Annotated in this window: 20 protein-coding genes and 1 pseudogene; 7 read left to right on the top strand and 14 right to left on the bottom strand. The window is 55.2% G+C overall.

Annotated features, from left to right (window positions below):
* Window positions 1-122 precede the first annotated feature (122 nt).
* Complete coding sequence (locus tag JYE49_RS02795) at window positions 123-818, top strand: metallophosphoesterase (RefSeq protein WP_093955957.1); 696 nt, start codon at window positions 123-125, stop codon at window positions 816-818.
* Between the two features lie 54 nt (window positions 819-872).
* On the opposite strand, the gene JYE49_RS02790 is transcribed toward JYE49_RS02795, so the two are convergent.
* From JYE49_RS02790 to JYE49_RS02755, 8 genes and pseudogenes are all read right to left on the bottom strand, one after another.
* Entirely contained in the window at window positions 873-1,088 is a 216-nt protein-coding gene (locus tag JYE49_RS02790; protein ID WP_093955956.1) for a hypothetical protein, read from the bottom strand.
* 76 nt (window positions 1,089-1,164) lie between these two features.
* Window positions 1,165-1,983, bottom strand: coding sequence for a class I SAM-dependent methyltransferase (locus JYE49_RS02785; protein ID WP_093955955.1), 819 nt, complete (start codon window positions 1,981-1,983; stop codon window positions 1,165-1,167).
* Between the two features lie 269 nt (window positions 1,984-2,252).
* Complete coding sequence (locus JYE49_RS02780; protein WP_093955954.1) at window positions 2,253-3,857, bottom strand: sigma-70 family RNA polymerase sigma factor; 1,605 nt, start codon at window positions 3,855-3,857, stop codon at window positions 2,253-2,255.
* 402 nt (window positions 3,858-4,259) lie between these two features.
* On the bottom strand, window positions 4,260-4,649 hold the full coding sequence (locus tag JYE49_RS02775; RefSeq protein WP_283399317.1) for a GNAT family N-acetyltransferase: 390 nt from the start codon (window positions 4,647-4,649) through the stop codon (window positions 4,260-4,262).
* A 114-nt stretch (window positions 4,650-4,763) separates the two neighbouring features.
* Window positions 4,764-5,189: pseudogene (locus tag JYE49_RS02770) on the bottom strand (YaiI/YqxD family protein); the annotation flags it as partial.
* 132 nt (window positions 5,190-5,321) lie between these two features.
* Window positions 5,322-7,898 (bottom strand): PEP/pyruvate-binding domain-containing protein, encoded by a 2,577-nt coding sequence (locus JYE49_RS02765; RefSeq protein ID WP_093955952.1) that lies wholly within the window; start codon window positions 7,896-7,898, stop codon window positions 5,322-5,324.
* A 23-nt stretch (window positions 7,899-7,921) separates the two neighbouring features.
* Window positions 7,922-8,380 carry a GNAT family N-acetyltransferase gene (locus JYE49_RS02760; protein WP_093955951.1) on the bottom strand — a complete coding sequence of 153 codons (459 nt, stop codon included), beginning with the start codon at window positions 8,378-8,380 and terminating at the stop codon, window positions 7,922-7,924.
* 159 nt (window positions 8,381-8,539) lie between these two features.
* Window positions 8,540-10,945, bottom strand: a complete 2,406-nt coding sequence (locus JYE49_RS02755) for a glycoside hydrolase family 3 protein (protein ID WP_093955950.1) — start codon at window positions 10,943-10,945, stop codon at window positions 8,540-8,542.
* 283 nt (window positions 10,946-11,228) lie between these two features.
* On the opposite strand from JYE49_RS02755, the gene pap reads away from it, so the two are divergent.
* Entirely contained in the window at window positions 11,229-12,719 is a 1,491-nt protein-coding gene (pap, locus tag JYE49_RS02750; RefSeq protein ID WP_093955949.1) for a polyphosphate:AMP phosphotransferase, read from the top strand.
* A 188-nt stretch (window positions 12,720-12,907) separates the two neighbouring features.
* On the opposite strand, the gene JYE49_RS02745 is transcribed toward pap, so the two are convergent.
* The 5 genes from JYE49_RS02745 to JYE49_RS02725 form a co-directional block, all read right to left on the bottom strand.
* Window positions 12,908-14,260: an MATE family efflux transporter gene (locus JYE49_RS02745; RefSeq protein ID WP_283399286.1), complete on the bottom strand. Its 1,353-nt coding sequence runs from the start codon at window positions 14,258-14,260 to the stop codon at window positions 12,908-12,910.
* Between the two features lie 223 nt (window positions 14,261-14,483).
* Window positions 14,484-14,933: a hypothetical protein gene (locus JYE49_RS02740; RefSeq protein ID WP_093955948.1), complete on the bottom strand. Its 450-nt coding sequence runs from the start codon at window positions 14,931-14,933 to the stop codon at window positions 14,484-14,486.
* Window positions 14,934-14,999: 66 nt separating this feature from the next.
* The gene (locus JYE49_RS02735; RefSeq protein ID WP_304583299.1) at window positions 15,000-15,155 is read right to left on the bottom strand and encodes a hypothetical protein; all 156 of its coding nucleotides are present in this window, start codon (window positions 15,153-15,155) and stop codon (window positions 15,000-15,002) included.
* 14 nt (window positions 15,156-15,169) lie between these two features.
* Window positions 15,170-15,820 (bottom strand): hypothetical protein, encoded by a 651-nt coding sequence (locus JYE49_RS02730; protein ID WP_093955947.1) that lies wholly within the window; start codon window positions 15,818-15,820, stop codon window positions 15,170-15,172.
* Window positions 15,821-15,852: 32 nt separating this feature from the next.
* Window positions 15,853-16,491 carry a class I SAM-dependent methyltransferase gene (locus tag JYE49_RS02725; protein WP_093955946.1) on the bottom strand — a complete coding sequence of 213 codons (639 nt, stop codon included), beginning with the start codon at window positions 16,489-16,491 and terminating at the stop codon, window positions 15,853-15,855.
* Window positions 16,492-16,687: 196 nt separating this feature from the next.
* Here JYE49_RS02725 and JYE49_RS02720 point away from each other — a divergent pair, with 196 nt between their 5' ends.
* On the top strand, window positions 16,688-17,458 hold the full coding sequence (locus JYE49_RS02720; protein WP_179217171.1) for a helix-turn-helix domain-containing protein: 771 nt from the start codon (window positions 16,688-16,690) through the stop codon (window positions 17,456-17,458).
* Between the two features lie 42 nt (window positions 17,459-17,500).
* On the opposite strand, the gene JYE49_RS02715 is transcribed toward JYE49_RS02720, so the two are convergent.
* Window positions 17,501-17,758 carry a hypothetical protein gene (locus JYE49_RS02715; protein WP_093955944.1) on the bottom strand — a complete coding sequence of 86 codons (258 nt, stop codon included), beginning with the start codon at window positions 17,756-17,758 and terminating at the stop codon, window positions 17,501-17,503.
* Between the two features lie 228 nt (window positions 17,759-17,986).
* Here JYE49_RS02715 and JYE49_RS02710 point away from each other — a divergent pair, with 228 nt between their 5' ends.
* The 4 genes from JYE49_RS02710 to pyk all read left to right on the top strand — a co-directional run bounded on the left by JYE49_RS02710 (window position 17,987) and on the right by pyk (window position 21,820).
* A complete protein-coding gene (locus JYE49_RS02710) occupies window positions 17,987-18,931 on the top strand; it encodes a hypothetical protein (RefSeq protein WP_093955943.1) in 945 nt (314 codons plus the stop codon).
* Between the two features lie 17 nt (window positions 18,932-18,948).
* The gene (locus JYE49_RS02705) at window positions 18,949-19,176 is read left to right on the top strand and encodes a helix-turn-helix domain-containing protein (protein ID WP_093955942.1); all 228 of its coding nucleotides are present in this window, start codon (window positions 18,949-18,951) and stop codon (window positions 19,174-19,176) included.
* Entirely contained in the window at window positions 19,166-20,086 is a 921-nt protein-coding gene (locus tag JYE49_RS02700; RefSeq protein ID WP_093955941.1) for a hypothetical protein, read from the top strand. Before JYE49_RS02705 ends, JYE49_RS02700 begins: the two co-directional genes overlap by 11 nt.
* Window positions 20,087-20,401: 315 nt before the next feature.
* Window positions 20,402-21,820 carry a pyruvate kinase gene (gene pyk, locus JYE49_RS02695; RefSeq protein ID WP_093955940.1) on the top strand — a complete coding sequence of 473 codons (1,419 nt, stop codon included), beginning with the start codon at window positions 20,402-20,404 and terminating at the stop codon, window positions 21,818-21,820.
* Window positions 21,821-21,954 lie beyond the last annotated feature (134 nt).

The following is a 21,954-nucleotide window of genomic DNA, read 5'->3' as shown; positions in this document are numbered from 1 at the left end:
TTCGGTTTTTTCATGCCGGAAACCATATAATCCGGGACAGTCCCGCTGTTTCATGATATACTGTTTACAGAAGAAATGAACGGCCTTTCAGCCTATCCACAGAAGCGGAGGTGAGCAGGAATATGATTTACATTACCGGAGATACGCATGGCGATTTCAGCCGCCTTTTTGCGTTCTGCCAGCGTTTTGAAACCACCCGGGAGGATATCATGATCATCCTGGGCGACGCCGGCTTCAACTTCTTCGGCGGACAGCGGGATCAGAACAGCAAGCACAACGTTTCCGAGCTGCCGATCACGGTCTTCTCCATCCACGGCAATCATGAGATGCGCCCGGCCACCCTGCCCTCCTACCGTGTTACCGACTGGCACGGCGGCAAAGTCTACGTGGAAGCCGCCTACCCGAACCTGCTCTTTGCCATGGACGGCGAGATCTACGACCTGGGCGGCATCCAGACCGTGGTCATCGGCGGCGCCTACAGCGTGGACAAGTTCTACCGCCTGGCCAACGGCTGGAACTGGTGGGCGGATGAGCAGCCGTCCGACGCCATCAAACAGAAGGTGGAAAGCACCCTGGCCGCCCGGAGCTGGCAGGTGGACGTGGTACTGTCCCACACCACGCCGCTCAAATATGTGCCCACGGAGGTATTCCTCACCTTCATTGACCAGCGCGTGGTGGACAAGACCACCGAGATCTGGCTGGACAGCATTGAGGATCGGCTGACCTACAGGCACTGGTACGCCGGGCATTTCCATACGGAAAAGGATATCGACAAGCTGACCCTCCTCTTCGGTTCCATCCGGGAATTCAAAGCGTAGTCAATACAGAAACACAATAAAGCGGCAGGGAGTTTGACTCCCCGCCGCTCGTTTTTACTCTTCGCTGCCGCTTTCATACGGCTGCTCGGGTTTTTCCTTCAGCTTTGCCTGTTCTTTCCAATATTGGATGAAGTGCAGCTTCTCGGTTTCCCCGGCCGCCCACTTCTTTACGGCATTTATGTTTTTCTGGATTCCGATGCCCGACTGGTCCACAAAGATGAAGAATCCTGCCAGTGCGATATATCCGCCTATGAGTTTCAGTACTTTCATATTTCACCTCCAGAGATTCATATGGGATACTGAAAATAGAACGAATCACATGGCCAAAATCATCCCCGGAAAACCGTTACGCCTTCTTCCCCACGTATACCGCGTGGCCGCAGGTCTCAACGATCGCCTTGTTTTCAGCCGTTTCATTGATCATGTCGATCATGACCTTAAACATATCCGGATCCTTCTCCTGCGCCCGGAAGAGCACTTCTTCCCGTTTCCAGCCGAAGCCGCGGATGGATCGGATCTGCTGTTTGCTGAACCCGTGATTCCGGAACAGTTCCTCGATCTCCTCCGAGGTCGGATAGTAACCTTCCTGGAAACCTGCATTGGTCAGGTTGCTGAATTTACCAGACCGGAAAACCTCCCGGATGGTATCCGCGTCCACCTGATTCGGATGGCCGAAGAACCGCTCCACAACGCCGACGCTTCCGGACAGATAAGGCAGGAAAGTTGCAAACACGATGCCGCCCGGCTTTAAGACCCGGTTGACTTCTGCAATACACTGTTCCCGCTCGGACGCCTCCAGCAAATGATACAGAGGACCCATCACGAGCACGGTATCAAACTGGCCGTCATTATACAGGCTCAGGTCGATGGCATTCACCACATTACAGATTACGGGGTGTTCAACCTCCCTGTTCTGCTCCTCTGCCTGCTGAATCAGTTCCTCCGACAGGTCGGCCAGGAACACCTTATACCCTTCCGCCGCCAGCGGGAAGGAATAAGCGCCGGCCCCGCCGCCCAGGTCAAGGATTGACCCTTTCCCAGGCAGCCAGCGTTTCAGCAGTTCCATGCTCATCAAAAACTCCAGCTTGCCACTGCCGCTGTTCACCAGCCGGTTCTTTTCATCAAAGAACCTGTAGTACTCTTTTACCCTGTCGAAGTCTGTCATTTTTCTCTCCTCCTTTGGATAGATAAAATAAAGCCGCTTATCTGATAAGAGATAAGCGGCTTGTTAACTGATAAAATATTACCAGGTGACTCTCCTCTTATCTCTGTACGGGCACAGCAGAATAGCACGGACAAGCTTCAGCGTGTTCGCAAGCAGCAGAGCCAGAGCGATGTATCCGTACTTCATCCTGAGGAGAGCTCCTTTCTGAATATATTGGACAGACTATACTACGGGGCCTTACCCTGTGTCAACACTTTTTTGCAGTTTTTTCACGCAGGCATAATCAGCGTGGACATAGCCTTCTTCTGTTCCTCCGGCGGAGGCGTCAGTTTCCCGCTGTTCACCAGTTTCTTCAGGCAGTGATATACAAACCGCCCATCTGAATTAAACAGGAATTGCAGTTCAAACTCCTTCATCTTCCGCATCTGCGCGGGCAGATCCTTCAGTGCAGCCCGGGTATAGGCTTCCTTCAGCTTCCTGAATTCCGCTGCTTTTTCTTCCCGGATCTTTGTGCCGATGGCCAGCAGTTCCTCCCGGATCTGCTGATTGTCCAGCACCACGATCTGCCATTGCGCCCGGTCCTCACTGTCCAGGACAATCTGTCCCATCTGGGCCAGCCAGGCATACTCATCCACGGAAAGCTTTTCCTGTTGTTCCCTTTCATACAGGGCAAGGATTTTCGCCGCGTCTTCCTGATAGTTCATTGCCCGTTCCTGCAGGTTGTCTGACCATTCGCTGCCCACCTGCCACAGGATGTGTTTCCCGTCCCCGTTCCAGCAGGGGCCGAACCAGCCGTTCATCGCCTCATATTCTTCCGGCACTGCTTCCCGGACCTGCGCGTGAAAGATGTTGGTTCCGCCGTCCTTCCGGACCGTCGCGGCTTCCTCAAAGGAAATCTTCATCTCCCGGACGCTGTCACCGGAGCAGGCCGCAATATAGGGAATCAGCGCCCACAGCAGGAAGTTTTTATCCGTCTTCCATCTACCGGTAATAGCCGGGGAATCCAGGACGCCCCTCTCCGTCAGCCGTGCATAAAGTTCATCGGCAAACAGATCCGCCGCCGCCTTGTAAGTATCATTTTCCAGCCGCAGGAAGTCCAGACTCGGCTCCTCCAGCAGGAAGTCCGCCAGGTACTTATCGCCCTTCTTTTTCAGGAAGCCAAACTCCTCCAGACGGGCAGCCTCGTCCTCCAGGTAAACCGGAGAAACGCCCAGGTCATCCGCAATCTCATTCACGGTTTTCCAGGTATCCCTTACCGCATAGCAGAGATTCTGCACCAGCGGGCTGCCGAACATATCATATACATCTTTCCGTCCAAGGCTCCCGGTAATTCCCCGGGTTACAAACCGGACGGGATTATATTTCAGGCTGCTTGCTTCTCTCATTTTTCCCATTCCTTTCTTCAGCTCTTTCTTCGCCTCGAACAGATGCCATTTCACGGTTCCGACGGGAATGCCGAGCTCCCGGGCAATCTGTTCCTGCTTTTTGTGGTCGATGTAATAGGCGATCACGATCTTCCGCTGCAGTCCGGACAGATAGGCAATCTCCTTCTTCAGGCGCTCCACCGTCTCCGCGTCCTCTTCCGCGTCTTCTGCGGATTCGGCCGGGAGATCCGCCAGGGCTTCCACCGGAATGCCGATCATGTTCTTTGATGCGCTCCGGTAGTAGTTGCACAGGGCGTTGTGCGCCACAGTCCAGATGAATTTACTCACGTCTTCCACGTCGTCACGCAGAAGGAGCGCTCTGTAAACCCGCAGGATGATCTCCTGGGAAAGGTCCTCAGCGTCTTCCGGGGTTTTGCACCGCTTCAGTGCAAATCCGAGCACCGGATTCAGCCAGGATTCCAGGACTTTCTCCGCTTCCTGTTTCCTCATGAGATCCTCCTTTCTGAAAGCTTTCACCTATACAGACACACCAGTCTGAAAAAGGTTGGGAAAAATGAGGAGTTTTTTGGATTCTTTACATAAGAAATTCCGTATATGTTGAGGATTTACATCTCCGGAGGAGACCACGTCATCGTCTGAGGCGATGACAATGCAGAATTATGAATTCAGAACTCAGAATTAATAGTAAGGGATTCCTCCATGCGGCCTTCGGCCTTAGTCGGAATGACAGCCATAAGCTGAGGTATTCATTGGCTATGGAAAAACCGTTGCGCTCTCGTTGTCATTTCGACCGGAGCCGAAGGCGGAGTGGAGAAATCTCCCCGCCCGCAGGCGATAATTATGAATTATGAATTGTGAATTCTGAATTAACCGGACTCCCTTGTGTCCGGTTCACAGCCTCTTCCCGTAGTATTCCACTTCGATCTCCGTCCCGTCTGGATAGCTTTCCCGCGAGCTTTTGATAAACTCGCTGAATCCCCAGTGGTCATAGATCTGCCGGTTGGTTTCCTCTTCCGGCTCCACGCCCACTGTCACCTTTGTATATCCCTTCCGCCGGAGATCCTCCAGCATGAACTTCATGAGTGCTGAGAAGTATCCTTGTCCCCGGTAAGCCTCGTTTGTCCTGAAGGCGCACAGATACGCCGTATGCTCGTCCGCCAGTCCTTCGCCGTTCTGCACATATTCCGGTTTCAGAACCGCTGTAGCCTCGCAGATAATCTCCTGTCCAAGTAATCCGTAATACGGGATGCTGGCGCCGTCCTCCGCGTTTTTGATGGCCATTGCCTTCCAGACGATCCAGTTTTCCCGGTTCTCTGCATTGCGCTCGATTTCCGCGTTCCACTTCCGCTCCATCTCTTCCCGGGTCGCGGTCCGGCACACATATTCGTTTTCAGAAATAAGTTTTTCAAAGCTCTCCGCGAAGCGCCGGTCATCCTCCTCCGTGCGTTTTGCCGGACCCTTCAGGTGATGCTTCCCGCTCTGCCGGGCTTTCCTGGCCAGGTGCCGTTCCATCAGCAGGCGGTCAATGTTGTCATCCGTGTACCGCATGCCGCTCTGGTGGATTGCCTTCGCGCCCTTTCCCAGCGCCAGGGCCGCGACGCCGTAATCCTGGGTGATCACGATATCGCCCCGGCGGCAGAGGTTGATGAGGGCCAGGTCCACGGCGTCCGCCCCGGCCCCGATGGTCCGGACCGTGCTGTAATCCGACGTCAGCAGATGGTTGGTGTCGCACAGCAGTGTTACCGGAATGCCGTGCTCCTTCGCGATGCGCTCGGCAATCCTCGTCACCGGACAGGCATCCGCGTCAATATAGATCGTCATATACTTCTCCTGTGGTTCTTCAACGGTCTCAGAAACGGCATCATTATACCATCTCACACAATAAAACGACAGAATAAAAGAATCCGGACAGGGGACGGTTCCTGGTCCGGAAAACGATTCTCTTTTCTTTATTCAGAACTTCAGCAGGATATGTTCATTGGTCAGGTCATGATACAGCCGGCAGTCCAGGGCGCTGACGTCTGCCAGGCAGACCACGTCCTGCTTTTCCTCCCCGCCGGGTATCTCCCCGATGCGGTTCGGTACCTGCCGCAGCAGTTCCGGCCGGAAGTGGATGGTCCGCTCTCCCGGGAAGACCGCGGTATAGAGAATCTGCGCCTCCACTAAATCCTGGAAAATATGGCTGCCGTAGGACAGTTCCGGGTTGTACCCGGTCCGGCTTTCAGCGATCTCGCACACCGCGTCAAACCCGCTGATATCCGAGAAGGCCGTGGGCACGCCCAGCTCCGGCGAGGAGGTCCCGATCCGTCCGGGCACCAGCAGCATCAAATGCATCCCTGTGTCCCTGTATTTCCAGTTGATCCGGCCGATCAGGGCGGCAATTGCCGTCTTTTCGTTATAGGGCAGTTGGTAATACTTCACCGGATCCACATAGACAATCCGATCCACCTTCACCTGGCGGGACAGGCCCATGGAGGCATGCCGCGTTTCCAGCAGAATATCCTCCGCCGGCACATTCTCCGGCACGGCGACTCCCCCGCCGTCCTTGAACACCTGCAGCGGCCTGCACTGCAGGAGGTTGATCATGTACTCCCGGCTTTCCGATACGTTGATCGTGAACTCGATATCCACCGGCTCGCCGTATTCCTTCTGGATCAGCTGCATCATCCGCTGCATCTTCTCCATCATCTCCCGGTTCCGGACCAGGCCCAGGCAGGAGATAAAACAGATATTCCGCCAGACGCCCCGCTCATGCAGCGAAGCCTCCGCCTCCGTGTCATGCTCCAGCACCTGGTTCTTCACATAGGCCGGCAGCACCGGTTCCAGGTCGTCCAGGGGCACCCGGTTCAGGCTCCGGGTTTTCAGGTCCACAACCTCCGCCTTCCGCTGGGAAAACTGATGCTTCTCCGCCACGGTGGTAAAGTTGGTCACCTCCGGCTTGTCCAGGCTCACCAGCCGCGGATAGGAACCTTCCGTACGGTCCACGGCGGAAGTGCCCAGGCCTGCCACCAGCCGCAGCATGCCTGCGGAGGAATCAATATCGTTCAGGAACTTGTAGGGGCTGAAGGAGTAGCCCACGCCCGCGGCGCAGGGCATATAGTAGGACCCATAGGCCGAGCCGGAAACCCGCATCACCAGCAGGGCCATCTGCTCATCCCGCTTATCCAGTCCCCGGCGTTTCCGGTAGTCCAGGGCGGATAGGCTTGCGGAGCTGGCATATACTGTCCGCACCGCGTTCTCAAACTCTTCCAGCCGCTCCTCCGGCGTGCCCCGGTTGGCGCAGAACACGGATTCATATTTGCCCGCGAAGGCGTTGTCAAAACCGTCCTCCAGGATACTGCTGGATCGGACGATATAGGGATCCTGCCCGTAATACTCCAGGATATGAGTGAACTGCTCCTGGATCTCCCGGGAGAAATGCCCGGTCCGCAACCGCTCCGCCAGCTCCCCGGCCAGGGGGAAGTACCCCTCCTCCGTCCGCTGCCGGACCCGGATATCCCAGAAGTCGTTATCCACAATGTAGGTATAGAACACGTCGGACCCCACATAGAAGGAATCGTGGGGTTCCAGCACACTGTCAATGTCCGGCGCCAGGTTCCGGATGATCGCCCGGGCCAGCAGCATGCCGCAGGTCTTGCCACCCACCATGCCAGTACCCACCATGTGATCCCGTACCCGGAAATAGTCTTCCGGCTTGAAATGCTTCTTGACCAGCACCCGCAGCCGCTCATCCCGGGTCATCATGATGTTGCACATCCGGCCGCACTGTTCCTCCACGGGAATGCGGTTTTCATGCAGCACCTTCGCCTGGGTGAAGAACCGGTCCCAGGAGTCCACATACTGCTCCTCCAGCGTGCGCTGGTAGCTGTTCATCACCTGGTAGAAGCGGCTGGTCTGCACGCCGTCCTGGATGGGTCTGATCGTTCCCTCCGTCGGCTTGTACAGATGCGGCAGGAACATGGTTTCGGAACTCCGGTTCCACACCTTCTGGGGACGGATATACACCGTTTCCCGCCCGGCATCTGAATATACATCCAGGAACAGCTGGGTGGTGTTCATGATCTTGGTGATCGCGTTAAAGGAATGCCTGCCCCGGATGATCGGGAAAAAGGCCACCGTATCCAGGATAAACAGGAAGGGACAGGTGACCCGGAAGAAGTTGCCCATCATCAGGTCTGTGGCCCAGGCAGTCTGCAGCTCAGAAAGGCAGTCAAACACGTAGAAAGCGTCCCGGCCTTCCTGCTCAATCGCCTTGTGGATCTCCACCGTGAAGGTTTCAAACCGGTGGGACAGCGGCACACAGATCCGCTTGACCTCCGGGCACTCCGGCACCAGCTCCGGATGGCTCGCAAACCGGAAATAGATGATGTTCCGCCCGTCCTTCTTCGCCTGTTCCACAAAGGGATCCGCGAAACGGCGGAATTCATCCAGGTCTGACACACGCCAGACCACATTGTCTCCCATCCGGATATTGTCCAGCACCTGATCCAGCGCCGGAATACCCGAAAGCACCCGGTCAAACGCAGCCATGAGGAAGCCTCCTCCCTGTCAGCTCAAAGCTCCTTCGCGAAGCATACCGCGCCCTCCAGCTTGTCATACGGAGGGTAGTTGTCAATCCGTTGATAGCCCAGTTTCGTATAAAGCGCAACGGCGTCCTTCATGATCTCCCGGGTCTGCAGCACCGTCCGCCTGCAGCCCCTCGCTTTTGCCTTATCTTCCAGGATCGCCATCATCAGGGTAGCGATCCGGCGTCCCCTGCAGGCCGGTTCCACCCAGACCCGCTTGATCTCAACATCCGTATCAGAATACCGTTTCAGCCCGGCGCAGCCCACCGGGGTTCCGTTCCTGTATACCAGCAGCACGTCTTCCACCGCGGAAGACAGGTTGTAAGGGATAAACTGCCGCCGGTTCTCCTCTCCGCCGACAATCCGGCTGTAATACGCTTCCGTGATCAGGTAAAAATCCCTGAAAACCTTGTCATTTCCGTCAGTCCATGTGAATCTCAGTGCCATTAAAATTCATTCCTCCGGTAACAAAAAGACAAAGGAATCAAATCTGACTCCCTTGCCGTCAAACAAAGTATATCATATTTTTGCGCGCCAGTACAAGAAAAAACTCGGGGATACCGGGGAATCCGGACAGGGGACGGTTCCTCGTCCGGATTCAGATTCTCAGTCAATCCTCAGGATCAGCCGCAGAACGTTGATTGCGGCTTTTTCCATTTCTTCCCGCGTCAGCACGCCCTTCTCCAGGGCCTCCAGCAGCCTTTCCGGGAAGCCGGTGGCCATCTTCATGTCGTTTCCGGCCGCCACTTCCTTGTAGTGCTCGCCCAGGGTCCACCAGTCGGTGGTCACCATGCCGTCAAAGCCCCACTCCTCCCGGAGGATGCCGGTCAGCATGTCCTTGTATTCGCTGGCCCGGTGGCCGTTCACGATGTTGTAGCTGGACATGAGGGACCAGGGATGGGCTTCCTTCACCACGATCTCAAACTGCCGCAGGTAGATTTCCCGGATGGCCCGCTCGGAAACCCGGGCGTCGCAGTTGCGGCGGTTGGTTTCCTTGTTGTTCAGGGCAAAGTGCTTCGGCGTGGCCGCGATATGCTCGCTCTGTACGCCCCGTACCAGGCCCGCGGCCTGCTTGCCCGCCAGCAGCGGATCCTCGGAATAATACTCAAAGTTCCGGCCGCACAGCGGGTTCCGGTGAATGTTCACCCCGGGCGCCAGCCAGACCATGATGTTGTTTTCCTTGGCTTCCTGCGCCACCGCGGTACCTACCTCGCCACACAGTTCCGGATCCCAGGAAGCTGCCAGCAGCGTGGAGCAGGGGAAGGCGGTGGTGGTCACGCCGATGTTCTTATGGAAGCGGATGCCCGCAGGGCCGTCCGCCGTCATGATGTTGGGAATGCCGTAAACCGGGTTGTTACCATAGCCGAAGGTGTTTGCCAGGCCCACATTGGGCTGTCCGCCCAGCAGGGCCGCCAGGTCTTCCGCCGGCAGCGCGGCCACAAAGGCCTCCAGGGTCATCTTCCCTTCCGCCACGTCCTTCAGCTTCATGCCGTCCTTGGGGGCAAAATGGCTGATCCGCGGAATCGCCCGGGTCTCCGGATTGGCAAAGAGCACTTCCGGCGTCATGGGTGCCAGCGCGGTATAGTTGAAATCATTGCAGGGGGCAGTGGGCAGCTCCTCATAGCTGCCGTCCGCCCGGAGACGCTTCTCCAGGTTAGTGGGCACCATGCGGGCAGTCAGCTGTTCGGTCACCCGGTCTTCCGCCAGAATCCAGGTTTCCTCTGCCCAGGCGCCGTCCCGGACGCTGGTGCCGATGAAGAACCGGTATTCGCCCTTTTCCAGCACGCGGGCGGAACGGACCACCTTGCCCAGGTCGTCATAGCTGGCCATCTGGGAAAGCGGGAAACGGATTGCAATCTCTTCCGTCTCACCGGGCGCCAGGAGCTTTGTCTTCCTGTATCCGGCCAGTTCCTTCGCCGGCTTGCCCAGCAGGCCCTGGGGCGCGCTGAAGTAAACCTGCACAACCTCCCGGCCCGGGCAGCCTCCGTCATTGGTCACCTTCACCCGGACTTCAACCTCGTCCTCCGTGAAGCTCACCTGCTGCTCCGAGAGGGAGAAGCGGGTGTAGCTGAGGCCGAAACCGAAGGGATAAACCACTTTCTCCGCCGCCCCGGCAATGGTCTCAAAGTACCGGTAGCCGACGTAGATATCCTCTGTATAGTTCACATAGGTGTCGCTGTCATAAAAATCCACACATCCGGGATAATCATCCAGATTTTCCGCCAGGGTATCCGGCAGTTTGCCGGAAGGGCAGGTCACGCCGGCCAGCAGCTCCGCCGCGGCGCAGGCTCCCTCCATGCCGCCCTGGAAGGCCAGGAGCAGGCCCTGGATCCGGGGATTGTTCCGGAAGCAGGCAGTTTCCATCATCCCGCCGGTATTCAGCACCACGATGACCTTGTCAAAGGCTTGGCTGACAGTTTCCACCATAGTGCGCTCTGCGTCGGAAAGATAGAAATCCCCCCGTTCAAAGAGCACGTCGCTCATACTGACCGCGTCGCCGGTCACCGGATCCTTCCGGGTGATCTTCGCCCGGTCAGACTTCCGATCCCAGTCCTCGCCGGAGAAACGGCTGATGGAGATAACGGCGGTATCCGTAAACTCCCGGGCTTCCTGCAGCAGGACTTCCGGCACCGGCGGCTCCGCCACCATACCCGGCACCCAGTGATCCTCATACTGGGCGGCCACATAGTTCCGGTAATACTTCATGGTGCCCGGATAAACGGCTTCCTCGCCCATTACTTCAATCATCCCGTCAAACATGTCCCGGACGTAGGCCACGGTCACGTCACCGCTTCCGCCGCCGCCCTTGACATAGTCCGCGGACGCTTTACCGAAGAGCGCCACCCTGCAGCCATGCCGCAGCGGCAGAACGCCCTGGTTTTTGAGCAGCACCATACCTTCCCCCGCAGCCCTGCGGGAAAGGACAATATTTTCCTTGCCTGCGGTTACCCGCTTTCCGTCTTTTCCAAGGGGAATACCGGGCAGATAACGCGCGCGAATCCACTTCTCCATACAGATCCTCCTGAACTATTCCACCGTTTTTTCAGTCACCAAGGTATGATATATCTTAGAGCAAGCTTTAAGTCAAGAGATTATTTATGCTTCCCGGTCGAAAATGGACGTGACTGTAGGGACAGTACGTTCCTGTCACGATTTTTGAAAAAAATGTGACAGAAGGTCTGTCCCTCTGTCACGTCCTATTCCATTCGGTTGAAACATCAACCCAAATCCGCTATAATATCCTCACCTGCAAAACTGCACATTTCCCCCTGCGGACTGAAGGAGGTTCTTATTTATGCTTCAGGATTTTGAGAAATGCAAACCAGAGGATAAAGATACCCTCAACGCGGAAATCAAAGAGCTGCGTGCCCGCCTGATTGCCACACAGCAGCTGTTGCGGGAGAAAAAGCTGCCGGTGCTGGTGCTGATCGAAGGCTGGGCCGCAGCCGGCAAAGGCAGCCTCATCAAGGAGATTATCAGCGAGATCGATCCCCGCTTCTATAATGTGGTTTCCCCGGCCGTGATTCCGGAAAGTGAATCCCGGTATCCTTTCCTGTACCCCTATGCCTCCGCGATCCCGGAAAACGGAAAGCTCATCTTCCTGGATTCCGGCTGGATGGAGAACGTGGTGCGCAAGCAGCTGCGGCTGGAGATTTCCAAGGAGGAATATAAGCGCCGGGTCCGGGCTGTGAACGAGTTTGAGCGCCAGCTGCGGGACGGCGGCTACCTGGTGCTGAAGATCTTCCTGCACATCGATAAAAAGGAGCAGTTTGAGCGCCTGAACGCCCTGACGGAAAGCGCGGATACCGAGTGGCGGGTCACTGCGGACGACCTGTGGCAGCACCGGGAGTACAAGCAGTTCATGAAGGCTTATGACGACTTCATGGAAAAGACTGATGAAACCGTGAAGTGGCATATCCTGGACGGCACAAAGAAAAAGGCCGCTGTCCGGGACGCCATGAAGCTGCTGGTGGAAAAGATCGACAAGGCGCTGGAAAAGGGCCGCTATACCGGCGAACCCTTTGAGGAAGAATTCCCCCTGCTGAAGATGCCCAAGCTTTCCGAGGTGGACCTGTCCCCCGCCATTGAGGAAGAGGAATATAAGAAAGAGCTGAAGAAGCTGCAGAAACGCCTGAGCGAGCTGCACAACGTCATTTACCGTAAGAAGATCCCTGTGATCCTCTGCTATGAGGGCTGGGACGCCGCCGGCAAGGGCGGCAACATCCGCCGGGTTGCCTATCCGCTGGATCCCCGGGGCTTTGACGTGCATCCCATTGCCTCCCCCGAACCCCACGAACTGAACCGCCAGTACCTCTGGCGTTTCTGGACACGGCTGCCTCGCACCGGGCACATCTGCATCTTTGACCGCACCTGGTACGGCCGGGTCATGGTGGAACGGCTGGAAGGTTTCTGCTCTGAGAAGGACTGGAAACGGGCCTATAACGAGATCAACGAGTTTGAGCGCCAGCTGACCGACTGGGGCGCCGTGCTGCTCAAGTTCTGGATCCACATTGACCAGGATACCCAGCTGGCCCGGTTCAACGAGCGGCAGAACACCCCGGAAAAACAGTGGAAGATCACCGAAGAGGACTGGCGGAACCGGGAAAAGTGGCCCCAGTATGAAACCGCGGTGGACGAAATGCTCCAGAAAACCAGCACGGAAAACGCCCCCTGGTTCATCATAGAATCCAACGACAAACACTACGCCCGGATCAAAGCCCTGCGGATTATTGTGGAAGCGCTGGAAAAAGCCTGCGAATCCCACTTTGAAAACACCTATGGCTGAGGCACAAAGAAACAGTCAAAGAAAACAGGATGCTGTCGCAAGGCAGCATCCCATTTCTTTGGAGGTATGTTCATGGTATATCATTCGGGCTGGCATATCCCGATTGATACCGCTTGGCAGTTAGACTAATCTAACCGTTGACATGATATCAAATTATTCTCCCTTCGTCAACAGAAAATATCACTTTTTTATTCAGCTGTTTCCGTTTTTCCCTTCACCAGCACACTGCGTGAATACCGGATAATCAGCAGCGTGGAACACAGGATCCATCCCACGGGATAAGCCAGCGCCACGGCCAGGAACCCTGCGCCCAGCGCCTTCGTCACCGCCAGGTAAATCTGCCGGAATACCACAAAGGAAGCCAGCATGATTACCGTCGGCATGGTGGCGTCTCCCACGCCCCGCAGAGCACCGGCATAGATCTGGTTGAAGCAGATCGCGATATAGAACGGCGTCACAATCCGGATAAAACGGATGCCGTAATCAATCACTTCTTCCTCTGGGGAGAAGAAATTCATCAGCGGCCGGGCCAGCAGGAATACCATCAGGCCCAGCACCGCGGTGGAGACCAGGCTCATCACCGTGGCTGTCCGCACGCCTTCCCGGGCCCGCGGAATCTTCTTCGCGCCCCAGTTTTGACCCACAAAGGTGGTGGAGGACATGCTGATGCTCTGTACCGGGATCAGGGCAAAGGCGTCGATCTTGCCATACACTCCGTAGCCCGCCATGCAGGCGGAGCCGAACTGGTTGATGTAGGACTGGACGAACACATTGGAGAAGGAGGTCACCGCCGCCTGGATGCTGCTGGGCAGGCCGATCTTCAGGATCATCGACAGGGATCGCTTGTCCACACAGAGCTTTCTCCAGCGGATACCGTAGTTCCCTTTCTCCTTTGTCAGGGTGAACATGATCAGCAGGGCGGACAGGATCTGGGACAGCACCGTGGCGTAGGCCACGCCGTCCACGCCCATGCCGAAGGCCAGCACAAACAGCAGATCCAGCACCGTGTTCAGCAGGGCGGAAATAATCAGGAAAACCAGGGGTCTTCGGGAATCCCCCACAGCCCGCAGGATACCGCTGCCCAGATTATAGAACAGCACCCCGGACACCCCGCCGAAGTAGATGGTCAGATAGCAGGAGCTTTCCGGCATCACGTCCTCCGGCGTCTGCATGAAGCGGAGCATGGGGTTGATGATCATCAGGCCGAAAACCGTCGCCAGCAGGCTGACCACAAAGGTCAGGGCCACGGTGGTATGCACGGCCTTGCTGAGGCCTTCGTCATCATGGGCGCCGTACCGCTGGGAAATCACCACCGACGCGCCGGTGGCCAGGCCTGCGCAGAAGCCCACAATCGTATTGATAATCGGTCCCGTGGAGCCGACCGCCGCCTGGGCTTCCTGCCCGACGAACTGGCCCACCACCAGGGTATCCACCGTATTGTACAGTTGTTGGAAGAGCAGTCCGATGGCCATGGGAATCGAGAATTGCAGCATATGCTTCCAGATATTTCCCTCGGTCATATCCAGATCCAGCCGGGCCACAGAATCCCCCCTTCCCTTTCATGTGGACACCCATTATAGCAGAGGAATCCAAAAACGCAAGAAAAAAGGAATGCCGAAGCATTCCGATGAATTCATAATTCACAATTCATAATTCATAATGATTCATTACTGTTTTCCATTTCCGATGCAAAAGCCGCACTCAGGTCTTCTGTTTTCTGTTCAAAAGCACTTTGAACATCCCCGTTTGTCCGGAAGAATTCCTTTATCCCGGATTCCATTCCTTTATCTTAATCAGGAAGCCTATCATCGTTGTTTCTTCATCAAGATAAAACACAATATCCCCGCAATCCACTGCCTTTACGCAGGTGCCGGCATTCTCTTGCCAGAATACCGTTCCTTCATCCACAAAACAGAAGAATTCCTGTGTCTCAGGATTGCTCCGGACCGTAAATTCTTTGATTTCCGCGTCCAGAGGCATCGGCTTCCGGAAAAACCCCGGAGGTTCCGGCTGCAGCTTAGGTATTATAATCTCAATATCTCCAAGTCTGCCTTCTTTGGTAGTCACCATGACACCTGTGTATGAAAAAGCGATTGGTTCTGTGTATATTTCCGCCTCATCCTCTTCGTAAAAATCGCAACCCATCGTATAAGTATCGTGAATCATATCCTGATAAAAAACCTGATAGCGTTCCGCTTTAATCTTCCGGTTCATTTTTCAATCCTCCAAATTGACAAAGGGACGATTCTCCTGTCAACTTTCCCATGTTCAATCAACAGTTTATTCCTGGCTTAACATCTCCGGTTTTCCGATAATCGTCTGCAGCTTCCGCGCGAAATCATCGTTGCCATAGAGCAGGTAAATCATCTGAACCCCGTCATCATAACAGCGAAGCCGGCCTTCAAAGCCTTTCTGTTCCAACACTTCATAATTCACAATTCATAATGAGATTAATTCAAAGCTTTCATCTCTGATTTAAAAGCTGCACTCACGCTATCTGCTTGCTGCTGAAACGCAGCTCCGGCATCTCCGTTTGTTCGGAAGAATTCCTTATAATTCTTCATGCCGTACCTGCCGATCAGCCATTCCGTCAATGCCCCGGCAAGTGGATAGGACACTTCCTCCGGCAGGCTGTAGAATTGGTCGTTATCCAGATAACTGAACACATTCACCCCGGTGTTTTCTTTCACCCATTCCGCAGCATACGCCCGGTTTTCTTTTCCGTGATAGGCCTTGTCAAAGTACATGGCCAACCCTTCCCGAAGAAATACAGACTCCGGCACTGCAATCTGGAAGGACAGCAGGTGGGCATCCTCGTGCGGTCCCAGGCACTGTGTTTCCTGATTATATACGGCAAAGATCAGGTCATAGTCCAGGCACATCCCGTTGCAGGGCGGGCAGCCGGTTTCTTTCTCAATTTCTTCCCGGCTTGTGCATAGATACAACCTGATCTTTTTGTCCATCGTTACCCCGAGGGCTTTCGAGATCCGGGTGTAGCACTTTTCCTGCCAGTCCCCGATCTCTTCCAGGTGCTCCTCTGCGAGGCTTTCAGGGCGGCAGTAAAGCAGATAGTGTTCTGTCTCCCTGCAGTTCCATTCCATTCTTTGCTTTCCTTCCAGCTTGGTTGGCTTTTTCAGCTTTCCCAGTTCCGGATCACCATCGTGTATTGTCCTTTCCGGTCGTCCGGATTGTCCAGCATCACATACGGCTTCCCGGTCATTTCCCCCAGTTTCTCCGGAGTATAGGGATGGTGGACTCTCCCTTTCCATTTGCCTTCCGTATAGAGATAGTCCCCGTCCTCATTCACGGTATGGGGCTCCGTCTCATACTCTTCATCCGGCCCGTCCACCGACGCAATCACGCAGCCGCCCGGCCGGGTAATCCGGCACAGCTCCTGCACGGCCTTCTTTGCTTCCTGCAGCGGCATATGATCCAGCACGTCCATGCATACCACCGCGTCAAAAGCGTGATCCTCATATCCGGTTTCCATCACCCCGGCCGCCCGGAAATCCCCGTAATACCCTTTCTTCTTCAACAGATCCGAGGCGATCTCCGCCGCCTTCGCGGAAATATCAAAACCGGATACGGAGAACCCGTTCGCGGCCAGTTTCAGGGAGAACAGCCCGCAGCCACAGCCGGCATCGCATACCGATACCGCTCCGCGCTTATGCAGGTACCTGATCACCGCATCCGGCGTCAGGTCACACTTTTTCACATAAGCCGTGATCCGCTTCTGGTCTATTGCTTCCCAGATTTCATCCCAATACATCATATCACCCGTCGTTTATTAGTGACAGAAAGAAAGCTTCTGTCACCAATTAATACGTTTTTACTTGACTTCTGTCATTATTCTATACCGACATTGCAAATTATGCAAACACATCTTTACAGGAATGTCGTTTTCTCGTTTTTATGTGGGTTCATCTCTTTCAGCTAAGTGTTATAATTCAACTGCCGGTGGAGACAGGTTGCGAGACGCTGTATTCTGTTTTCCCGGCTCACAGGGTATCCTGCAGGGGAACAACGCGAAGGCAGGCAGCAAACCGCTTGCCGGAAAGGAGCTGACCATGAACTTTGGCAGCAATCTCAGAAAGCTCCGGAAGGAGAAAAACCTGACCCAGGAAGCCCTGGCCGAATGCCTCAATGTATCCGCACAGACCGTGAGCAAGTGGGAGAACGGCGCCTCCATGCCGGATATTTCCCTCCTGCCCCTGCTGGCGGACTATTTCCAGGTGTCAGCGGATTCCCTGCTGATGCATGACGCCGCGCAGCGCCTGCAGGACGTCCGGAATCTCGGCAAGGAAATCCGCGCCCTGGCTGAAGCCGGGAAAAAAGCCGAAGCCTACACCCGGCTGAAAGCCTCCATGAACCAGTGGAAGTTATCCGTTTCCGTAAACCACCTGATGAGCTGGACAGCCCGTCAGTACGCCCTGGAATGCACCGGTGCAGACCGCACCCGCCTGCTGGAGGAAGCCATCTCCTGGGCAGACAGGACAATTTTCCTGGACTGCGGAGAAACCGGAAGAACAGTACAGGCAAAAATGTCCAAGTGCTATTGCCTGATGGAATTGGACCGCCGGCAGGAGGCAAGGGACATTGCAGAATCCCTGCCCTCCCTCTATTCCTCCCGGGAAATCGTCCTGTCCAGGATCACTTCAGGAGATGAGCAGCAACAATTTATTCAATCCGCCCTGCAGGATCTTGATGAACTGAAGGACTCCCTCCAGGCGCTCAAATAAACCCAGCCAGTTGACAAGGGGACGGTTCTCTTGTCAACTTTTTTATTCTTCAACGATCAGATGCTTGTTATCCTTCAGCCGCAGCCCGAACACCGCCCCGCACTTCCGGCAGGCCAGCGCCCGCACCCCGCAGCCCCGGGGAACCACCGTCTCCTGGATGGCAGGAACAAAAGCTACGCCGGCGGTCGCCATAAGATCGCCTTCAATGATTTTGTCACTGCCGCATTCCGGGCACCTGGCTGTTCTGAGCCTTTCCTCGTCCTGCCCGGCATTATAGGTGTCCCAAAGTCCTTTACGCATCCTGTTCCCCTCCTTCCATCTGTCAGGATGTTCCGTTCTTTGCTATTATTGTGCCCGATTTCGGCAGATGAATACAGAACCACATCCGAAAAATAAACAGCGTTATTTTTCCGGTATTGCCTTAATCCAAAAAAATCACAAAACTTGTTTTGAAAATTATTGACAAACGATAATTTTATGATATTATGATTATCGTAAAACAATAATTCATCAAACGGGGTGATCTCTTTGAAACGGAAGACGCTGATCCGGGTGCTGATCGCGGAAGGGATTCTGCTGGCCGCATTGTCCCTGCTGACGCTGATGATTCCGACGCTCTTTTCCTCCCTGCTCTCCTTCCCACTGGAACAGATTGCCCTGGGAATGAGATCCCTCTCCCTTACCGGCACCGTCGGCAACGGGGTTGCAATGCTGCTGATCGCGCTTTCCGCCCTGATCCCGCTTTTCTTTGCCCTGCGTTATCCTGGCGGCCGGGAAACCCTGGCGGAAAGGATCGCCCTGTTCGTGCTGGCCCTTATCCTGCCGGTGGCGCTCTACGGCATCCTGAATCCCGGCATGTTCTACGGCAAGATCCCGGGTGGTATTGAAAGCTACGAGCGTGCGCTCCGGGTTTTCCTCTCCACTTCCGTCTGGACAGTGCTCATCCTGTTCGTTGTGCTCAGGCTGATCCGCCTGTTCCGGAACGGTAACCGGGAGCAGCTCTTCCGCTACCTGCGGAATATCCTGTGCGCGCTGTGCATCTACTTCACCGCACAGCTTGTCATTAACCTGTTTGTCAGTATCCTGACGCCCGCGGGAACCGAAATGAGTACGGCTGGCTTCATCCATGGCCTGCTGAGCCTGATTGCGGTGATTGTCCCCCTGGTGCTGGATATCCTGGTGGCTCTGCGTATGCTGGCCCTGCTGGAAACAGCCGCCACAGAAGAGCAGGAAGGCCTTACTGAGGCTGCCGGAAAGCTCAGCCGCCTGAGCTGCATCACCCTTGCCGTTACCAGCGGGCTTACCGCCCTGCTGTATATCGCGCAGGTTCTCCTGCTGCCGCAGCTGTCCAATGTCAGCACGGAAGTAAACCTGCCCATCACGGATCTGTTCTTTGTCCTTGTGATCCTGCTGCTGTCCCGCCTGCTGATTGAAAACAAACAGTTGCGGGATGACAACAGCCTGTTTATCTGACCGGAGGGAGGCGTCCTATGGCAATCCGGGTATGTCTGGAAGACGTGCTGAAAGCCCGCGGCATGACTTCCAAAGAGTTATGCGGGCTGATCGGAATCACGGAGGCCAATCTGTCCATTCTGCGCAGCGGAAAGGCAAAGGGCATCCGCTTTGGCACAATTAACAAGATCTGTTATTACCTGCAGTGCGACGTGGGTGATATCCTGAAGTTTGACGGAGTTCTGGAGGACGACGATGAAGACTAAGAAATATATCATTATCCTTGCCTGCTGCATCCTGGCGGCAGCCTTTATCCTGGGCATGACCGGCGTGATCAACCTGTCCACCGGCATCCAGGTGAAAAACAGTGACCGGCTCGTCGGCTTCCTGATCACGCAGAGCAGCCTGGATCAGGATGACAGCCAGCTGACCCAGGCCGCGGATTATCACTATCCGGCCACCCGGGTTGAAAAGCAGGGTACCATCGAAGTCGACGACGAGGAAGAGCCGTACACGGAAGTTGAATATGTTTTCGAAGGCATTGACGGCTTCCCGTTCATGATTGCCGATGCCAAGGGGGAAAACGGCGTAAACACCTCAACCACCATATCAGACGGTGCCGTATCAGACGTTCAGCATTATCTTTCGCAGACAAACGATAACGTCACCGAAGAGAGCCTCATCGGCACCCTCTACCTGGCCCGCGGAAAGGACGACTACCTGTTCTTTTTCAATCCAATCTACCAGACCGCGGACGGCGACGTCTATGCCGTCAGGACTGCCTCCGGCATGGCGCCGAGCCTGGGGCTCTGTTCTTCCGTATCCACCCACAAAACGCAGGACCTGAGCTGGACGGAAGGAATAAAAACCTTCACCCGCTCCATGCGCGTGGAAGTCAAAATGCTGCTGGCTGACAAGCCTGTGAAAGTCAGCATTTACCAGTACAACGCTGACCACGAGCTGATCCGCTCTGATGAGTATGATCCCCTCAGCGTTCCGGAAACCTTCTCTCCCCGTCCCGTGGCCGAATACCTCGTCATTGAAACGGAAAATGAAGGCGGCGATTCCGTCCGGGAGATCTGCGGAAAGAAGGATGAATCCTTCACCGTTAAGCTTGCCCGGGAAGACGGGATCTGCGTGGCGGAAGGGCATGAGATAATCTGGCCTGAATGGTAAGCGAACGGACACTGGTTATCCAGTGTCCGTTTAATTCATAATTCATAATTGTACAATGATTCTACATGTCTTCCCTGTCATCCTGACCAAGGCCACATTGTGGCCTCCTCTGGAGATATAAACCTTCAAGTAACAGGAACATCCTTCTGCATAGAATAAAACTAATTATGAATTATGAATTGTGAATTGTGATTAATGGCTCGTTTTGAAACATTTTTCACAGTTGCCTGTAACGAATAAAACAACTATAATAACAGTGTCTGCAGTACCGCAGATACTGTTTTTCTGTTTTTGACTTTATCCTGGAGGAATATCATGCTTAGAAAAACCAAAATCATCTGTACCATCGGCCCGGCGAGTGAGAATGAAGAAACCCTCACCGCCATGTGTCAGGCGGGTATGAACGTTGCCCGGCTGAACTTTTCCCACGGATCCTATGAGGAGCACCTGCGGCGCATTCAGCTGATCCGCTCTGTGCGGGAAAAGCTGAACCTGCCCATCGCCATCATGCTGGACACAAAGGGACCGGAATACAGAATCAAGACCTTCGCAAACGGTCCTGTGACGCTCCATGATGGAGATCTGTTCACCCTGACCACGGAGGATATCCTGGGAGATGAAACGCGGGTTGCCGTAACCTACGCCAACCTGACGAATGAACTGTTCCCCGGAGACACCGTGCTGATCAACAACGGACTGGTCATCATGAAGGTGGAAGAGGTCAAGGGCAACGACGTCATCTGCCGCGTGCAGAACGGCGGCGTCCTGTCTGACCGGAAGAGCATGAATTTCCCTGGCAAGGTGCTGAAGCAGGATTTCCTGTCCGAGCAGGACAAGAAGGACCTGCTCTTCGGCATTGAAAACGGCGTGGACTTCGTCGCCGCCTCCTTCGTGTCCTCCAAGTCCGATGTGCAGGCCATGCGTGACCTGCTGAACGCCAACGGCGGCAAGGACATCGACATCATCGCCAAGATCGAGAACCGCAGCGGCGTGGATAACGTGGAGGAAATCTGCGAGGTCGCGGACGGCATCATGGTGGCCCGCGGCGACCTGGGCGTGGAAATTCCCTTCATGGAAGTCCCTGCCCTGCAGAAGTACCTGATCAGCAAGTGCCGCATGCTGGGCAAGCGGGTAATCACCGCCACGGAAATGCTGGAAAGCATGATCCAGAATCCCCGTCCCACCCGCGCCGAAATCTCCGACGTGGCCAACGCCGTGTATGACGGTTCTTCCGCCATCATGCTCAGCGGCGAAACCGCCGCGGGCAAATTCCCTGTCCAGGCGGTGCAGACCATGGCCGAGACGGCCCAATTCACCGAAGCAGGTATCAACTATGCCAAGCGCTTCCGCACCATGGAATTCTCCATCAACAGCAACCTGGACTCCGTTTCCCACGCGATCTGCTCCATGGCCGTGGACGTGAAGGCCAAGGCCATCGTGGTCAACTCCATCTCCGGCCGTACGGCCCGCATGGTTTCCCGTTTCCGCTGCCCGGTGGATATCATCGGCACCACCACCAATGAGCGGGTCTGGCGGAAGCTGAACCTGTCCTGGGGCGTCACTCCGGTGCTGACGGAGAGCTACTCCTCCATGGACGTCATGTTCTGGCAGGACCTGAAGATTGCCCGGGAAATCTTCACCCTGGAACCCGGCGACAACGTGGTGCTGACCGGCGGCCAGATCAACGGCGATCCCGGAAACACCAATACCATCAAGGTGGAGTGCATCAGCTGAAACTGAATAATGCTCTTTTCGGACCGTTTTCATTCAGAAAACGGTTCTTTTGTTTTGTTCAGCTTTTAATCTGGCCTTATGTTTTTATCTGATTCTGGCACTTTTCATAGTGCCACTTTCCGTCTATACTCCTC

Source organism: Aristaeella hokkaidonensis (assembly GCF_018128945.1).
Classification (GTDB): domain Bacteria; phylum Bacillota; class Clostridia; order Christensenellales; family Aristaeellaceae; genus Aristaeella; species Aristaeella hokkaidonensis.
The sequence above is the reverse complement of the archived record's forward strand: the minus strand, read 5'-3'. Positions and strand labels throughout refer to the sequence as shown.

Bases quoted from the DNA above. Each gene is read 5' to 3' on its own strand.
- JYE49_RS02795 (WP_093955957.1), top strand. From the start codon at position 123: ATGATTTACATTACCGGAGATACGCATGGCGATTTCAGCCGCCTTTTT.
- JYE49_RS02790 (WP_093955956.1), bottom strand. From the start codon at position 1,088: ATGAAAGTACTGAAACTCATAGGCGGATATATCGCACTGGCAGGATTC.
- JYE49_RS02785 (WP_093955955.1), bottom strand. From the start codon at position 1,983: ATGACAGACTTCGACAGGGTAAAAGAGTACTACAGGTTCTTTGATGAA.
- JYE49_RS02780 (WP_093955954.1), bottom strand. From the start codon at position 3,857: ATGAGGAAACAGGAAGCGGAGAAAGTCCTGGAATCCTGGCTGAATCCG.
- JYE49_RS02775 (WP_283399317.1), bottom strand. From the start codon at position 4,649: ATGGCCATCAAAAACGCGGAGGACGGCGCCAGCATCCCGTATTACGGA.
- JYE49_RS02765 (WP_093955952.1), bottom strand. From the start codon at position 7,898: ATGGCTGCGTTTGACCGGGTGCTTTCGGGTATTCCGGCGCTGGATCAG.
- JYE49_RS02760 (WP_093955951.1), bottom strand. From the start codon at position 8,380: ATGGCACTGAGATTCACATGGACTGACGGAAATGACAAGGTTTTCAGG.
- JYE49_RS02755 (WP_093955950.1), bottom strand. From the start codon at position 10,945: ATGGAGAAGTGGATTCGCGCGCGTTATCTGCCCGGTATTCCCCTTGGA.
- pap (WP_093955949.1), top strand. From the start codon at position 11,229: ATGCTTCAGGATTTTGAGAAATGCAAACCAGAGGATAAAGATACCCTC.
- JYE49_RS02740 (WP_093955948.1), bottom strand. From the start codon at position 14,933: ATGAACCGGAAGATTAAAGCGGAACGCTATCAGGTTTTTTATCAGGAT.
- JYE49_RS02730 (WP_093955947.1), bottom strand. From the start codon at position 15,820: ATGGAATGGAACTGCAGGGAGACAGAACACTATCTGCTTTACTGCCGC.
- JYE49_RS02725 (WP_093955946.1), bottom strand. From the start codon at position 16,491: ATGATGTATTGGGATGAAATCTGGGAAGCAATAGACCAGAAGCGGATC.
- JYE49_RS02715 (WP_093955944.1), bottom strand. From the start codon at position 17,758: ATGCGTAAAGGACTTTGGGACACCTATAATGCCGGGCAGGACGAGGAA.
- JYE49_RS02705 (WP_093955942.1), top strand. From the start codon at position 18,949: ATGGCAATCCGGGTATGTCTGGAAGACGTGCTGAAAGCCCGCGGCATG.
- JYE49_RS02700 (WP_093955941.1), top strand. From the start codon at position 19,166: ATGAAGACTAAGAAATATATCATTATCCTTGCCTGCTGCATCCTGGCG.
- pyk (WP_093955940.1), top strand. From the start codon at position 20,402: ATGCTTAGAAAAACCAAAATCATCTGTACCATCGGCCCGGCGAGTGAG.